We start from the raw sequence: 14,977 nt of genomic DNA, 5'->3' as shown, positions 1-14,977 counted from the left end.
ATATTTAAAGCTCAAAAAATGAAATTGTATTGGTGGCTTTTACTTTTTTTTATCAACCTAAGTGTTGTATCGTTTGCACAAACTTTTAATGCCCCTATTCCTATTATAAACACACAAAATGGCACAGGTGGATTTGTTGGACAATATACAAGTCAACAACTGGTAAACGGCAACCCTGCCATGGTGTATTATGATGCCACTAGAGGCGATTTAGTGTATGTACGTGCCTTAGATGCCAACGGTTCGGTATGGGGAACGCCAATTTCAATTGACTATAATGGCAGTGTAGGTACATATGCCTCATTGCAAATTGTAAACGGCAATCCAGCAGTTGCTTACCATGATGCTAATAATCTTGATCTAAAATATATAAGAGCTATAGATGCTAATGGTGCTACTTGGTCGCAGCCAATAACTGTTGATGCTTCGCCAAGTTTAACGGGAAGGCACACTTCTTTACAAGTGGTAAACGGTAACCCAGCTATTGCTTATCAAAATACAACCACAGCCGATTTGCTATATGTACGTGCTACAGATGCAAATGGCGCAACATGGGCAACACCCATTATTGTTGATGCTGTGGGAGATGTTGGCACTTTTAATTCAATGGTAGTAGTAAATGGCAACCCAGCCATTTCGTACATAGATCAAACCAACTACGATGTAAAATTTGTTAGAGCAATGGATAGCGATGGTATCAGTTGGGGTACTCCTATTACAATTGACGGAGCAGGTATAGTTACTTTTTATACATCTATGCAAATTGTAAATGGGAACCCTGCAATAGCATATTATAGCCAAACTACGAACGATTTAATTTATATACGAGCTACAGATGTTAGCGGTACAGTTTGGGGAACGCCAGTTACGGTTGATGCTACAGGCGATGTTGGTTCATTTTGCTCATTACAAATTGTTAATGGTAACCCAGCAATTAGCTATTATGAAGGCACTATAAATTTTGACTTAAAATATGTTAGAGCTGCTGATGCTAACGGTACAACTTGGGGTACACCACTTACTATTGATGCTGCTGGTGCAGTGGGCACATATGCATCTTTACAAGTTATAAATGGTAATCCTGCAATTGGTTATTATGATGAAACTTCAAGAAATGCCAAATTTATAAGAGCGGCTGATATTAGTGGAAACTCTTGGAATACTGCAGTTTCATTTGATGGCATTGGAACTACAGGCCAATACATCAGTTTGGAAAATATAAATGGTAACCCAGCTGTTGTATTTTATAATGCAAGTAATAGCAACATTAAATATGTAAGAGCATTAGATGCAGCAGGCATTAACTGGGGCCCAAGTGTAACTTTGCAAACCACAGGTGCCGTTGGTCAGTATCATTCTTTAAAATTAGTAAATGGCAACCCTGCTGTTTCATATTATCAGCAAACGTCTGGCGATCTTAAATTTACAAGGGCAGACGATGCAATAGGAACAACCTGGTCAACATCAGTAAATATTGATGTTACAGGTAACGTAGGTCAATATACCTCTATGCAAATAATAAATGGCAACCCTGCTATTTCATATTATGATGTTACTAATGGCGATTTAAAATATGTTAGGGCAACCGATGCAAGCGGCACCGTTTGGGGTACTCCCATTAGTATTGATGTTACGGGTAATGTTGGTCAATTTACAGCACTACAAATAATAAATGGTAACCCAGCTATTTCGTATTATGATGTTACTAATGGCGATTTAAAATATGTTAGGGCAACCGATGCAAATGGCACCGCCTGGGGCACACCAATTAGTATTGATGTTACGGGTAATGTAGGAACATTTTCATCCTTAAAGGTTATAAACGGTAACCCAGCCATTTCATATTATGATGTTACTAATGGCGATTTAAAATATGTTAGGGCAACCGATGCAAATGGTACTGCTTGGGGCACATCTGCTGCAATTGATGTTACAGGTTTTGTAGGACAATTCACATCAATGCAAATAGTAAACAACACACCTGCAATTGCTTATTATGATGCAACTAATCAAGATTTAAAGTATGTACAAGCCATTGATGCCAATGGCGCAACCTGGGCTACTCCAATAGCAGTTGCTACACTAAGTAACCAAGGTCAATTTGTATCTATGATAGCAGGTGCAACAGGCGCAATGATTGCTTACTATAATGTAACAGAAGCGGCTCCATATTTTGCAGCCTCATCTACCTTTTCACCCTTGCCTTTACAATTATTAAATTTCACTGGCAAACAACAAAACGGCATTAACAAACTGCAATGGCATACTGCCAATGAAACAAATACCCAATATTTTGAAGTGCAATCAAGTACGAATGGTACTAATTTTAGTACAATTAACAGGGTAAACGCCGTAGGTACTGGCACCAACTATTATGAGTATGATGATGCTCTAAAATACAATGGTACTGTGTATTATCGTTTAAAAATGGTTGATCAAAATTGTAAGTTTAGTTATAGCCATATCGTTAAACTCAACAATAACATTGGTACTAAAATTACCGTATACCCTAACCCAGTAGTAGATAATGCTGTAGTGCAATTAAGTGATGATAAATATGTAGGCACCGTTGCATTTTTATTTGATGCAACGGGTAAAAAAGTAGCCATTATCAACATCAACAATAATTTTACCACCGTTCATATGCAAAACTTTAGCAAAGGGGTGTATGTATTGCAATTGATAGATGGTACCAATGCAACTATAATAAAGCAATAAAATTATTTTATGAAATGTATACATGCACAGATACCTATCTGTGTATGTTGCGTTTAATACATTTTCTATTATTAACACAGTACTGGCTAACAGCAGTTATTAAATTCTCATTAAATTGAGGTATGAACCAACGGAGCACCATCTTATTAAAAGTAGTTTTATTTACTATAATATTCATCGTACTTTTTATTGGATTATGTTTTTTAAAAAACAATATTCCATCTCAATATGAAAGGTTAGCTCATGGGCTTATAGGTACCCTAGCTGCATTGTTAACCAGCGCTGCGTTTATAAAATTTGATGGTATATCTTTCAATGCTATCGGTTTGCGATGGGAGCATGCAACAATACCTCGTTTTTTAATAGGCATACTAGTAGCTGCTACCATTATGGGCGGATTGACCATACTGGTGATTGCATTGCAAGGATTAACAATCACAAAAAATGAAAATAACAATGGTATTTATTTTCTTTTGAATGCCTTACCGTTACTGCCATTAGCGTTTATGGAAGAAGTGGCTTTTAGAGGGTACACTTTACAAACATTAAAGCAAAAATTTACAACACCTATAGCTATCATTTTTACAGCTTTTCTTTTTGCGGTATATCATGTGGTAAATGGCTGGAGCTTACAAAACGCTTTTATGGGTGCTGGTTGTTGGGGTTTGGTTTTTGGTGTATCAGCGGTTTATTCAAATGGTATTGCTATGCCAACAGGTTTGCATGTTGCTGCAAATTTTATAACGAGTTTATTCGGCACAACGGCACAAGGGGTTCATTTGTTTCATTTACAATCACACAATAGCAACAATATTAATGACCTTCAAACAAGTACTCTGCTTACTGTTATACCACAAATAATTGTTTTGCTTATTGGTATGGTTGGTATTGTTTGGGTAAACAAAAAACAACCAATAAAATAAAAAACGCAACCCATAGGTTGCGCCTTTTTGTATTAACTATATTTCAATAATATTACCAAGGATATTTGTTGGCAGCAATTAAAGCATCAGCAACGTTTCTACGAGCTGCTTTACTATTAAAAGGTGCTAATTTGGTAAAGCGCTTTAAGCCTAACAACATCATACGTTGTTCGTCACCATCAGCAAAAGCATTAATGGCTTCTTTACCAGCTTTGTTTACTGCATCAACCGCATCGTTTAGGTAAATACGCATCATATCAGTTTGTACACTTGCTGCGGCTTCCCCTTCTTTATCGCTTAATTTAATTACCCTCAACAAAGCACTTTCCGCATGAAAAGTAGCAATGGCCATATCGGCAATGTTCATCAAAATTTCTTGCTCATTGCTTAAGCTCATCATTAATTTTTGTACAGCAGCACCAGCTACCATTAAAATAGCTTTTTTCATTTGTACAATTGCTTTCTTTTCGGCTGCAAAAGCGCCTTCATCTTCACTACCAAAATCTGGTATACTCATTAACTCTTTGCTTACTTGCATGGCTGGTCCCATCAAATCTAATTTGCCCTTCATCGCTCTCTTCAACATCATATCTACTGTTAGCAAGCGGTTGATTTCGTTGGTACCTTCGTAAATTCTGTTGATACGGCTATCACGGTAAGCCCTGCTAATTACATACTCATCACTAAACCCATTACCACCGTGTATTTGTACGCCCTCATCTACCACATAATCCAACACTTCACTACCATCTACTTTTAACATGGCGCATTCAATGGCATATTCTTCAGCCGCACCCAAATGGGCTTCAGCAAAGGTTTTGCCACTGCTCATCATTTCATGTTCTTTATCATCAATCCATTTACTAGTGCGGTACAAAGCACTTTCGCTTACCCAAATACGAGTAGCACATTGTGCTAACTTATGTTTAATGGCACCAAACTGAGCAATTGATGTTTTAAATTGTTCTCTGGTATTGGCATAATTAATAGTATCATGCATGGCCATTTTTGCACCGCCTAAAGTGGCTGCACATAATTTTAAACGACCAATATTTAAGATGTTGAATGCGATAATATGACCTTTACCAATTTCACCTAAAAGGTTTTCAACAGGCACTTTACAATCTTGAAAATACAATTGTACGGTTGATGAACCTTTGATACCCATTTTATGCTCTTCGGGCCCTTGTGTAAAACCTTCCATGCCTCTTTCAACAATAAATGCGGTAAACTTATCGCCATCAATTTTGGCGAAAACGGTATACACATCTGCAAAACCACCATTGGTAATCCAGCATTTTTGTCCATTTAAAATGTAGTGTGTACCCTCTGCATTTAATACGGCTGTAGTTTTTGCACTTAAAGCATCGCTACCGCTGTTGGGTTCTGTTAAACCGTAAGCGCCTTTCCACTCACCGCTACTTAATTTTGGTACGTATTTCGCTTTTTGAGCATCGTTACCAAAATATAAAATAGGCAAAGTGCCAATACCTGTATGCGCTGCAATGGCTACACTAAAAGAGTAACCGCCGCCCAAGCCTTCGTTAACAAGGGTTGATGTAATAAAATCTTTACCCAAGCCACCAAACTCTTCAGGTGTAGATGCGCCCAATAAACCTTGTTCGCCAGCTTTTTCCATAAGCGATGGCATAAGCCCAGCTTCTAGTTTATCAATACGATCAATATTAGGTAGCACTTCTGCTTCTAAAAACTGCAAGCACATATCTTTCACCATTACTTGCTCTTCATTAAAATCTTCTGGCGTAAATGTTTCAAAAGCATTGCTTTCTTTAATGAGCCATTCGCCACCTTTAAGTACAGCTGCGGTTGTTGCATTGTTGGTAGTACTCATAATTGTTGTATTTAAATGTTATTAATAAATATGGTTAGCTTAAGTTTTCGTACACCATGTGTAATACTTCTTTCGCAATTTCTATTTGTCCGTTTGTTACCCCAACCAATGCTTCATTCAACGTTTGGTTGGCTACCTCCATTGATTGCTCTTGCAGCTCTTGAGCACTGGGTGTTAAACAAATTTTATTGATACGCCTGTCTTCTTTACTCGACATACGTTTAACCAATCCTAATTTTTCAAGGTTATCAACTAACCGTGTTATGCTAGGTTTATCTCTAAAAGTGGCATCGCACAATTGTTGCTGACTCAGGCCATCTTCTTTCCATAAATGGTATAACACACTCCATTGCTCAATGGTAATTTCAATACCGGCTTGCTTAAAATTTTTCTGTAAACGGCGTGCAATAGCGGTACTGGCTTTTCCAGTAATAAAACTGTATAGTTCGCTCTTTTTAAAATAGTTGTTGGGCATATAGTTGTTTAAACAACCATCTAAAGGTAAAGTATAATTTTTATATCAGAAAAATATTTTTCAAAAAAACTGTAAAAACTTATCCAGCTGAACATCTTGCTAAGTAAACAATTCGATTTGCATGAAATAAAATTATATTGCAGTATATGTTGGTATTGTATATAACTGCTTTGTTGATAGCGTTGTTGTATGCAGCTTTGTTGCTGTATTACAGGCGGTTATATGTAAATGTACCTACGTTTACAACGCAAAAAAATCATCAAAATAAAACGGTTGCTGTAATTATACCAGCACGTAACGAAGCACGGCATATTAAAAAATGTATTAGCTCAATTATAGCACAAAGCTACCCAGCGCATTTATTTGAAATTATTGTGGTAGATGATCATTCGGATGATGAAACACCATCAATAGTAACCAACCTACAAGCAACTAATATTAAATTACTGTATTTGAAAGATTTTGTACAAGGTGCATTTAATGCGTACAAAAAAAAGGCTATTGAAGTAGCTATTGCAAACACTAAAGCAGATATTATTATTACTACTGATGCTGATTGTATACTACCACCACATTGGCTACAACATTATGTAAACTTTTTTAATGAAACTAATGCAGTGTTTGTGGCGGCTCCCGTTTTTATACATTACCAACATCGGTTTATAGAAGTATTTCAATCAGTTGATTTTATGAGTTTGCAAGGTATTACAACTGCTGTAGTAAATGCGAACCAAATGACTATGTGTAATGGTGCCAATATGGCTTATACCCGTAAAGGCTTTTATGAAGTAAACGGCTTTAACGGTATTGATACCATTGCTAGCGGCGACGATATGTTACTCATGCATAAGTTTTTTAAACACTATCCCCAACAAGTAAAATTTTTACAATTGCCTGCAGTTATTGTAAACACTGCAGCTGTGCAAACTATACAACAGTTTTTTCAACAACGCATAAGGTGGGCAAGCAAGGCTGATAAATATGACGATAAACGAATTTTACCCGTGTTATTGTTAGTATATTTTTTAAATGTGTTGTTATTATTTATACCCCTGATAATTATTTTTTATAACCCAACTGTTGAGTGGTTAGGTTTAAGGTGGAATGGTGTTACTATTTGGTGCAGTATGTTTGCCTTAAAATTTTTAGCAGAGTGGTATTTTATGTACCCTGTAGCAAAATTTTTTAATGCCATGCAGTTGTGGTGGTACTTTCCATTAATGCAACCCTTTCATATAGTGTATACAGTGGTTGCAGGCTGGTTAGGTAAATGGAGTACGTACCAATGGAAAGAAAGAAAAGTACAATAAAATGAACATTGCTATTTTAAATGAAAACAATGTGCAGTTTCCGCATCCATCAAATGCTTTGCATGATGGTTTGTTAGCCATAGGTGGCAACTTGTTGCCGGCAACTTTAATAGCAGCGTATCAACAAGGAATTTTTCCTTGGTATAGCGAAGATGAACCTATTTGCTGGTATGCACCACATGAACGTTGTGTTATTTTTCCTGATGAAATTGTAGTGAGTAAAAGTACGCAACAGGTGTTTAAAAAAAATACCTTTCGGTTCACCATTAACAAAGCCTTTACGGAAGTTGTAAAGGGTTGTAAATTTATTCACCGTAAAGATCAGGATGGCACTTGGATTAATAATGATATAGTAGCAGCTTATGAACAGTTTCATCAATTAGGCTATGCAAAAAGTGTAGAGGTTTGGCAAGATGAACAATTGGTTGGTGGATTGTATGGAGTAGTTGTTAACAATGTATTTTGTGGCGAAAGTATGTTTAGTAAGGTGAGTAATGCCTCAAAAGCGGCGCTGATATGGCTTTGTAAACAACAACATTACCAATTAATTGATTGCCAAGTACCCAATGAACACCTCATTAGTTTGGGTGCCACAATGATACCGCAAGCTGAATTTTTACAATATTTACAATGCAAATAATATTGATTGTACATGATGAGTAAACCCAAGTTTTGGCAGCTGTTCAAAAAAAATAAACTAGCACTAGTGGCTATGTTTATTATTGTTGCTGCGGTGTTGGTATCAATATTTGCTTATATGATAGCACCTGATAACTCACCCAACGCCAATTTGCAAACAGTAGAAATTCAATCAAAACAAATGGGATATCAACAGTTGTTTTTAAAACTACCGTTGCGAAATAATATTTCTGCATCATTATTGTCAAAATGTTTTTGGGGTACACCGTTACAACATCAATACATACCAATAACATCTTACACTCAAAAAGCTGATAGTGTTATTATACAAAAGTTAGTAGATGTTGATACAAGTATTACCGTAGCTTACCATATTAACCAGGTTAAAGAAAACGATGCTGATCAACTTCAGCAGCACATCATTTTAAAAAAGTATGGGTTGGGTACCGATGCTTATGGTAGGGATATTTTAAGTAGACTTATTATAGGCACAAGAGTAAGTTTAATGGTGGGTATAGTTGCCATGTTTATATCAATACTACTTGGGGTGTTGCTTGGTGCATGGGCTGGCTATTATGGTGGTGTAACGGATAAGGTTATTATGTGGCTCATAAATGTGATGTGGAGCATACCTACACTACTGTTAGTTTTTGCGTTAACCTTAACCTTGGGCAAAGGGTTTTGGCAAATTTTTATTGCAGTGGGTTTAACCTTATGGGTAAGCGTTGCAAGGTTAGTAAGGGCGCAAGTAATGGCAGCAAAGGCACTTGAGTATGTGAAAGCAGCAACCACACTTGGCTTTAGCAACAACCGTATTATTTTTAAACACATACTTCCCAATATTATGGGACCAATTTTGGTATTGGCGGCAAGTAATTTTGCAACGGCTATTATTGTAGAAGCTGGCCTAAGTTTTTTGGGCATAGGCGTACAACCGCCTCAACCAAGTTGGGGTTTAATGATAAAAGAAAACTACAATTTAATTATTACCCATAACGCACTACAAGCCATAATACCCGGTATTGCAATTATGATGTTGGTACTTGCTATCAACATTTTGGGCAATGCGTTGAGAGATTTGTTAGATGTGAAAGACCATTAGTTGTAATAATATTATCAAAATATACAGCGAACAATGGTAATCTTAACCTTAAAATTTATCTTCGCAAAAAAACAACCACATGCTACCTAAATACAAGCGCATTCTTTTAAAACTTTCTGGCGAATCATTAATGGGTGAAAAAAATTTTGGGTTAGACTCTAATGTAATAGCCCAATACGCCCAAGAAATTAAACAAATTACCGATATGGGGGTACAAGTGGCGTTGGTAATTGGCGGTGGCAATATTTACCGTGGTATGAATGAAGCTGACACAGGTATTGAAAGAGCACAAGGCGATTATATGGGTATGTTAGCTACTGTAATTAATGGTATGGCATTGCAAAGTGGTTTAGAAAAAGCTGGTGTAACCACTCGTTTACAAAGTGCTATTAAAATGGAACAAATTGCTGAACCGTATATTCGTAGAAGAGCTATGCGACATTTAGAAAAAGGACGTGTAGTTATTTTTGGTGCAGGTACGGGTAATCCTTATTTTACTACTGATACAGCAGGTTCATTAAGGGCAATTGAAATTAAAGCCGATGTTATTTTAAAAGGCACTAGGGTAGATGGTATTTATACCGCTGACCCTGAAAAAGACCCTACTGCAACCAAGTATGAAAAAATATCATTCAATGAGTGTATTTCACAAAACTTGAAAGTAATGGATATGACGGCCTTTACGCTGTGTATGGAAAATGAGTTGCCAATTGTAGTTTTTGATATGAACAAGCCTGGAAACTTAATGAGTGTAGTAATCGGTGAAAAAACAGGCACATTAGTTAGTTAAGTTTATTGATTTAATAAATAAAAAAGCTGTTCATCTCTTTATGAACAGCTTTTTCATTTTCCCCTTAAATTTAAAACTATAGACTATTCAAAAAACCCTTAATGTTATCAATACTGCGGCGTACCGGCGTTAGTATAACCTCTTGTGTGCCCGTACCACTAGTTGCTATTGCTGTATTGGTTTGTTGTAATCCAAAATAATAATCGCCTGCTTGTTTTGATAAAACTATGATGGTAACAGGCCTATTTACAGGCAAACTGCCCGAAACAAAAACCCTGTTATTGATATTGGCTGTTGTAGGTGCAATGGTGATAGCGTCATTAAATGAAATAAAAACTGCCGTGTTGGTATTGGTGTAGTTGCTTGGTAGTTTTATAGAAAGGGCCGTTTGTTGTACCCCTACTGTATCAACCAATTGAGCGTTTAACAACCATTGTAAAGTATTGGTTTTTACATCGTACCCGGTGTTGGTTATTGTACTAAAATTAAAAGCAGTATCCGTATTTATTTCCCAATTAAAATTGTTGCTGTTACTAATGTTATATATTTTGGTATTGCCAACAATAGGAGTAGCGGTGTATTTTACATCTAACTTATTACCTGTGGTTACAACTAATGGTTGTTGGTTATTTCTTAAGTCAAGAAAAAACGCACCAAAAGCTTCTAATAACCTATTGTTACTTACGGTAGGCATATCCATCATAATAAAATCGCCCCTTTTTTGTAGTAACAACGATTGCCTACTCACAAACCCTGTAGGAAATAAACCATTGGCTGTGGCTAAACCATTGCTTGGAATACCCAATGAAAGGTTACCCGACGAAAAAACGATACCTGTATTATTGTATGAAAAACTATCTATTGTTTTGTTGATTTTTAATTCGTTTTTTAAACTAATAATCGGTGCATTTGCAGGTACTGAAATTTGCCAAACCGTATCAATACCGCTTTGTCCGGGGTTAATTACAAAGTTCTCTATATTTTTTTGACAACTATGCAGTAATACAATAGCCGTCAATAATAACAGCCCATTAAAATATTTTTTCAACATATGTATATGATACTATTTAATGGTTATTTGTTGCCTACTTTATAAATCAACCCTAAAGCCCAACCTTAACCCAACAGTATTATTTTTTTCTTTTAATGAAATATCGTTTTTAGTATTTGGCGTTAAGCTTAACTGCACATAAGGCTCAGCTAATGCTTGTAATTGATCGTTTAAACGATAATATAAAGAAGTAGCTGCCATAAAACTAACACCTGTATTTGTTTTATATTGATAAGCAGAGCTAGCGCTTTTGTTGCTCAAATCAACACTATTGCCATTAGCATCTAACACCAAACCTTTACGTTTGCTGTAAATATTTAAAGCCACACCTGCGTTAATGTTAGCATGTAAATCGCCATTACCTAACTCATAACCCATCATAATAGGTATATCTACCCGAGTATATTTATTGGTGTTTTCTTTGTATTGCGTACCTGTTACAACATAAGTACCTGTGGTATCACCACTGTTATTAGTGATGTATACATTTTGTGTAACCTGCCCTTTTACTGATTTAAAGCGTTCAAAAACCTGACTAAAATTAACCCCTGTTTTAAAACTCATACCGCTACCAAATACTCTAGTGTAGCGTACGCCAGCGGTATATGCAAATACAAATTTTGTACTTTCTCTACGCTTATCAATATAATTTGAACGAGCAGTGTCGCTCAAGGTTTTAAATACATAATCTGGTCCTGCATAAACCTCTATATACTTTTTACTACCAGCCGCTTCTTTTTCGGCTTTAGGGCATGGTATGGTACCAATTTTAGGTAGGCGAATATTGTTTAAACCAATACTATTGTTGGTTTGGCGAATAAATTGTGCAGCTGAAAATTGATTATTAAAGCCACTAAATGCAGTGTTATTAGGTGTTGATGGTACATTGTTGGTATTGTATAGTGAAGCATCAACAGGTGCATTTGCAATACCTATATTTAAATTACCTGTAGCGAATTTGTTTTGTGTGTTGTTATAATTGTTTTCGTTGGCTTCATTATTTGTAACCTTGTTGTTTACAAGGTTGTCGTTTTGAGTAGTAGTTGTGGTATTTTTAGTAGGAGCAACGGTATTGTTTTTCTCAATAATGTTGTTATTGTTTTTTTGATTCGCCGTTATATTTTTAATATCGGTATTGTTGTTGGTTTGATGTTGTAAGCTGTAGTAAGTAACTGCACCCACCACCAACAATGATGCTGCCACAGCAGCTACCATAGTGCTGTTAACATTCAACCAAAACAGGCCCGGTTTTTTTTTGTTTTTTGCAGCAATATTTTCCCATACATGCGCAGGTACATCTGGCTTGTAATGCTCAAATTGTTTTTTTACGTGGTCATCAAATAGCTTGTTCTTCATACAGCAACCTTTTGTAATTGTATAATTTCTTTTTGTAATAACATTCGTGCTTTAACTAATTGGCTTCTACTAGTACCGGGTTGTATACCTAGCATTTCAGCAATTTCATCATGCTGAAACCCCTCAATAACATATAAGTTAAAGATGATACGGTATCCATCAGGTAAGTTGTTAATAAGGGCTAATAAATCTTTTTCTCCTAAATGATTAAAAGCTGGTACATCCGTAACATCTGCCATTGCGTTTTCTTTTATTTCATCAACAGAAAACTCTTTGGTATACCGGCTCACAGTATATTTTTTGAGTGCCGTATTTACAACGATACGACGCATCCATCCCTCAAAGGAGCCATCGCCTTTAAATTGTTCAATTTTCTTAAAAATTTTTACGAAAGCATCTTGTAAAATATCTTCAGCATCTTCTTTATTACGGGCATAACGTTGACTAACCCCCAAAAGAGAGCTTGCATAACGATTAAATAGGCTCCGTTGGCAATGTGCCTCTCCCTTTATGCAACCTTTTATAATTTCGCCATCTGTCAAAATTTTCAGCTGGTATGTATTATTTTAAATAGAGATACCTTGAGCAACAATTTTGCTGCTCCCATTAAATATACAACTAAATTTAGTTTTTATTTTAGCTGTAATTTTATAGTATAACTAATTTTTGTAAATGGACTTAAGCCAAAAAATACGGTCATTATTATCAGAAAATGAATTTTTGCAGCTGCAATTGGTTGATTTAAACAACACCATTGCAAAGCGACAAGAAGAGATTGATTTTATAAACAATGAAGGTTTATCGGCTGCAGCCCTTGAAGCTAAAATTGCCAGTAACGCTGTTGAAATTGATGTGTTACAAAGCATGCTCACAGCCGCTGCAACTGAAGCGAACGCAGCACATGTTAAAAGCGAACATTTAGAAGTAGCTTTATTACAGCAAACTAAAATGTTGCATAATGTTGAACTCATTCAAAATGAGTTACAAACAACAAAGGCTAATTTACAAGTGATGACAGATGAGTTAGATGCTTCTGCCAGTTTTTACAAACAAGTAGTAGCGCTAAAAGCAAAACTAGCCGAGGCAAACAGCACTATTGCTGTTTTAAAAGAAGAAAACAGTGCTTTAAAAGATCAACAAGCTGAAATGCAGGCACTACTGCAGCTGTTTCAACAAAAAACATTAAAATAATAATTAATGAGTATATTAGTTTTCTAAAACTAAACATATGAATTTAATTGAAAGAGTTAAAAACATTTTAATAACCCCACAAACAGAGTGGGATGTTATTGATGGCGAAACCGCCACAGCTCCAGGATTATTTACTAGTTATGTATTGCCTTTATCGCTAGTTGCTTGTGTTGGCGGCGTTTTACAATATTTTTTGTTTTCAGCAAAAAATGGCATTTCTCCTACATTCGCTATTGCCACTGCTGCAATTGGTATTATTGCAAGTTTGGTAGGATATTACATTACAACTTTTATAGTTGATATGTTGGCACCAAGTTTTGGTTCAGAGAAAAATTTAGGAAAATCAGCCCAATTAGTGGCATATTCCAACACCCCATCTGCTATTGCACGATTGTTATCTTTTTTACCAATTATTGGAAGTTTATTAGCTTTTGCAGCTTGGGGCTATAGCATTTATTTAATGTACCTAGGCGTTGGTACTATTAAAAAAACACCAGAAGATAAAAAAGTAGTTTACATACTCGTAGCTATAGTTATAAATATTGCAGTTTATTTAATATTGGCAGCTATTTTAGGTGCAATAATTTTTGCAACCATCGGTATTGGTGGTATGGCGGCATCAAGAAGTTTCTTTTAAATACGCACTACAAATAATTTTTAAAGCATCTTTGCAAAAAGATGCTTTTTTATTTTTAAAATTATATAGATGATGGATGCAATTGCGGATATTAGAAAAGATTATAAGTTAAAATCATTTGCAGAAGCTGATGCAGCGGATAGCCCGTTTGATCAATTTACACAATGGTGGAATGAAGCCATTGCAAGTAATATTGATGAAGTAAATGCCATGACTTTAGCTACGGCAAGCCCCGAAGGTTACCCCACAGCAAGAATAGTTTTATTGAAAGGTTTTAATGAAAAGGGTTTTGAATTTTATACCAATTATGAAAGCAATAAGGGTAAATCTATTGCAGCAAATAATAAAGTAGCATTGGTATTTTTTTGGAAAGAGTTAGAGCGTCAAATTAGGGTAGAAGGTATTGCGGAGCAATTACCTGAGGCAACAAGCGATGCTTATTTTATGAGTAGGCCAGCAACGAGTAGAATTGGCGCATGGTCGTCGCCACAGAGTAGTGTAATACCTTCACGAAATATAATTGACGAAAACGTTAAAGCTATTACACAACAATTTGAAGGGAAAGAAATTACACGACCCCCATTTTGGGGTGGCTATATTGTAAAGCCTGTAGTGATAGAGTTTTGGCAGGGCCGAAGCAGCCGCTTGCACGATAGAATTGAATATCGTTTACACAATGGTCAATGGCTAAAACAAAGGCTAGCGCCCTAATTTTATACTTTACAGAAAAAATAAAGGGCTGTTATAAACAGCCCTTTTAAATTATTTTGCTTTAGCAGCAGTAGCTTTTTTTGCTACTTTAGCTGGTCTTGTTTTACCAAATGAACCTGCTTTAATTTTTCCTTTTTTTGTTTTGATATCACCACGTCCCATAATATGTATTTATTTTAATGTGTAAAGGTATAAAAAAAGCAAGACACTGCTGCATCTTGC

At 35.9% G+C, this 14,977-nt stretch carries 15 protein-coding genes; 9 read left to right on the top strand and 6 right to left on the bottom strand.

What is annotated here, in order from left to right; genetic code table 11:
• The first annotated feature begins 18 nt into the window (after window positions 1-18).
• Window positions 19-2,718, top strand: a complete 2,700-nt coding sequence (locus ACFOWM_RS08570; protein WP_379708865.1) for a T9SS type A sorting domain-containing protein — start codon at window positions 19-21, stop codon at window positions 2,716-2,718.
• A 122-nt stretch (window positions 2,719-2,840) separates the two neighbouring features.
• Window positions 2,841-3,641, top strand: a complete 801-nt coding sequence (locus ACFOWM_RS08565; RefSeq protein WP_379708863.1) for a CPBP family intramembrane glutamic endopeptidase — start codon at window positions 2,841-2,843, stop codon at window positions 3,639-3,641.
• 52 nt (window positions 3,642-3,693) lie between these two features.
• Here ACFOWM_RS08565 and ACFOWM_RS08560 read toward each other — a convergent pair whose 3' ends face one another.
• The gene (locus ACFOWM_RS08560; protein ID WP_379708861.1) at window positions 3,694-5,493 is read right to left on the bottom strand and encodes an acyl-CoA dehydrogenase family protein; all 1,800 of its coding nucleotides are present in this window, start codon (window positions 5,491-5,493) and stop codon (window positions 3,694-3,696) included.
• A 34-nt stretch (window positions 5,494-5,527) separates the two neighbouring features.
• A complete protein-coding gene (locus tag ACFOWM_RS08555; protein WP_379708859.1) occupies window positions 5,528-5,968 on the bottom strand; it encodes a MarR family winged helix-turn-helix transcriptional regulator in 441 nt (146 codons plus the stop codon).
• 146 nt (window positions 5,969-6,114) lie between these two features.
• Here ACFOWM_RS08555 and ACFOWM_RS08550 point away from each other — a divergent pair, with 146 nt between their 5' ends.
• The 4 genes from ACFOWM_RS08550 (at window position 6,115) to pyrH (ending at window position 9,809) form a co-directional block, all read left to right on the top strand.
• A complete protein-coding gene (locus ACFOWM_RS08550) occupies window positions 6,115-7,278 on the top strand; it encodes a glycosyltransferase (protein ID WP_379708857.1) in 1,164 nt (387 codons plus the stop codon).
• Between the two features lies 1 nt (window position 7,279).
• Window positions 7,280-7,918: a leucyl/phenylalanyl-tRNA--protein transferase gene (aat, locus tag ACFOWM_RS08545; protein ID WP_379708855.1), complete on the top strand. Its 639-nt coding sequence runs from the start codon at window positions 7,280-7,282 to the stop codon at window positions 7,916-7,918.
• A 12-nt stretch (window positions 7,919-7,930) separates the two neighbouring features.
• A complete protein-coding gene (locus ACFOWM_RS08540) occupies window positions 7,931-9,019 on the top strand; it encodes an ABC transporter permease (RefSeq protein ID WP_379708853.1) in 1,089 nt (362 codons plus the stop codon).
• Window positions 9,020-9,098: 79 nt separating this feature from the next.
• A complete protein-coding gene (pyrH, locus tag ACFOWM_RS08535; protein WP_379708851.1) occupies window positions 9,099-9,809 on the top strand; it encodes a UMP kinase in 711 nt (236 codons plus the stop codon).
• Between the two features lie 76 nt (window positions 9,810-9,885).
• On the opposite strand, the gene ACFOWM_RS08530 is transcribed toward pyrH, so the two are convergent.
• Genes ACFOWM_RS08530 through ACFOWM_RS08520 form a run of 3 tightly spaced genes read right to left on the bottom strand, consistent with a single transcriptional unit; the run spans window position 9,886 to window position 12,758 of the window.
• A complete protein-coding gene (locus ACFOWM_RS08530) occupies window positions 9,886-10,860 on the bottom strand; it encodes a hypothetical protein (RefSeq protein ID WP_379708849.1) in 975 nt (324 codons plus the stop codon).
• A 39-nt stretch (window positions 10,861-10,899) separates the two neighbouring features.
• Entirely contained in the window at window positions 10,900-12,216 is a 1,317-nt protein-coding gene (locus tag ACFOWM_RS08525; protein ID WP_379708847.1) for a hypothetical protein, read from the bottom strand.
• The gene (locus ACFOWM_RS08520) at window positions 12,213-12,758 is read right to left on the bottom strand and encodes an RNA polymerase sigma factor (protein ID WP_379708845.1); all 546 of its coding nucleotides are present in this window, start codon (window positions 12,756-12,758) and stop codon (window positions 12,213-12,215) included. Before ACFOWM_RS08520 ends, ACFOWM_RS08525 begins: the two co-directional genes overlap by 4 nt.
• 130 nt (window positions 12,759-12,888) lie before the next feature.
• Here ACFOWM_RS08520 and ACFOWM_RS08515 point away from each other — a divergent pair, with 130 nt between their 5' ends.
• From ACFOWM_RS08515 to pdxH, 3 genes are all read left to right on the top strand, one after another.
• Window positions 12,889-13,407 carry a hypothetical protein gene (locus tag ACFOWM_RS08515; RefSeq protein WP_379708843.1) on the top strand — a complete coding sequence of 173 codons (519 nt, stop codon included), beginning with the start codon at window positions 12,889-12,891 and terminating at the stop codon, window positions 13,405-13,407.
• 37 nt (window positions 13,408-13,444) lie between these two features.
• Window positions 13,445-14,044 carry a Yip1 family protein gene (locus ACFOWM_RS08510; RefSeq protein WP_379708841.1) on the top strand — a complete coding sequence of 200 codons (600 nt, stop codon included), beginning with the start codon at window positions 13,445-13,447 and terminating at the stop codon, window positions 14,042-14,044.
• Between the two features lie 69 nt (window positions 14,045-14,113).
• On the top strand, window positions 14,114-14,755 hold the full coding sequence (gene pdxH / locus ACFOWM_RS08505) for a pyridoxamine 5'-phosphate oxidase (protein WP_379708839.1): 642 nt from the start codon (window positions 14,114-14,116) through the stop codon (window positions 14,753-14,755).
• Window positions 14,756-14,806: 51 nt separating this feature from the next.
• Here pdxH and ACFOWM_RS08500 read toward each other — a convergent pair whose 3' ends face one another.
• The gene (locus ACFOWM_RS08500) at window positions 14,807-14,917 is read right to left on the bottom strand and encodes a 30S ribosomal protein THX (protein WP_379708837.1); all 111 of its coding nucleotides are present in this window, start codon (window positions 14,915-14,917) and stop codon (window positions 14,807-14,809) included.
• Between the last annotated feature and the right edge of the window lie 60 nt (window positions 14,918-14,977).

This window comes from Ferruginibacter yonginensis, from assembly GCF_042651465.1.
Lineage (GTDB): Bacteria > Bacteroidota > Bacteroidia > Chitinophagales > Chitinophagaceae > Ferruginibacter > Ferruginibacter yonginensis.
This window is presented reverse-complemented; position numbering and strand designations above follow the sequence as displayed.

Coding starts and splice junctions, on each gene's coding strand:
- ACFOWM_RS08515 (WP_379708843.1), top strand. CDS start 12,889: ATGGACTTAAGCCAAAAAATACGGTCATTATTATCAGAAAATGAATTT.
- ACFOWM_RS08540 (WP_379708853.1), top strand. CDS start 7,931: ATGATGAGTAAACCCAAGTTTTGGCAGCTGTTCAAAAAAAATAAACTA.
- pyrH (WP_379708851.1), top strand. CDS start 9,099: ATGCTACCTAAATACAAGCGCATTCTTTTAAAACTTTCTGGCGAATCA.
- ACFOWM_RS08500 (WP_379708837.1), bottom strand. CDS start 14,917: ATGGGACGTGGTGATATCAAAACAAAAAAAGGAAAAATTAAAGCAGGT.
- pdxH (WP_379708839.1), top strand. CDS start 14,114: ATGATGGATGCAATTGCGGATATTAGAAAAGATTATAAGTTAAAATCA.
- aat (WP_379708855.1), top strand. CDS start 7,280: ATGAACATTGCTATTTTAAATGAAAACAATGTGCAGTTTCCGCATCCA.
- ACFOWM_RS08525 (WP_379708847.1), bottom strand. CDS start 12,216: ATGAAGAACAAGCTATTTGATGACCACGTAAAAAAACAATTTGAGCAT.
- ACFOWM_RS08555 (WP_379708859.1), bottom strand. CDS start 5,968: ATGCCCAACAACTATTTTAAAAAGAGCGAACTATACAGTTTTATTACT.
- ACFOWM_RS08570 (WP_379708865.1), top strand. CDS start 19: ATGAAATTGTATTGGTGGCTTTTACTTTTTTTTATCAACCTAAGTGTT.
- ACFOWM_RS08530 (WP_379708849.1), bottom strand. CDS start 10,860: ATGTTGAAAAAATATTTTAATGGGCTGTTATTATTGACGGCTATTGTA.
- ACFOWM_RS08510 (WP_379708841.1), top strand. CDS start 13,445: ATGAATTTAATTGAAAGAGTTAAAAACATTTTAATAACCCCACAAACA.
- ACFOWM_RS08565 (WP_379708863.1), top strand. CDS start 2,841: ATGAACCAACGGAGCACCATCTTATTAAAAGTAGTTTTATTTACTATA.
- ACFOWM_RS08550 (WP_379708857.1), top strand. CDS start 6,115: ATGTTGGTATTGTATATAACTGCTTTGTTGATAGCGTTGTTGTATGCA.
- ACFOWM_RS08560 (WP_379708861.1), bottom strand. CDS start 5,493: ATGAGTACTACCAACAATGCAACAACCGCAGCTGTACTTAAAGGTGGC.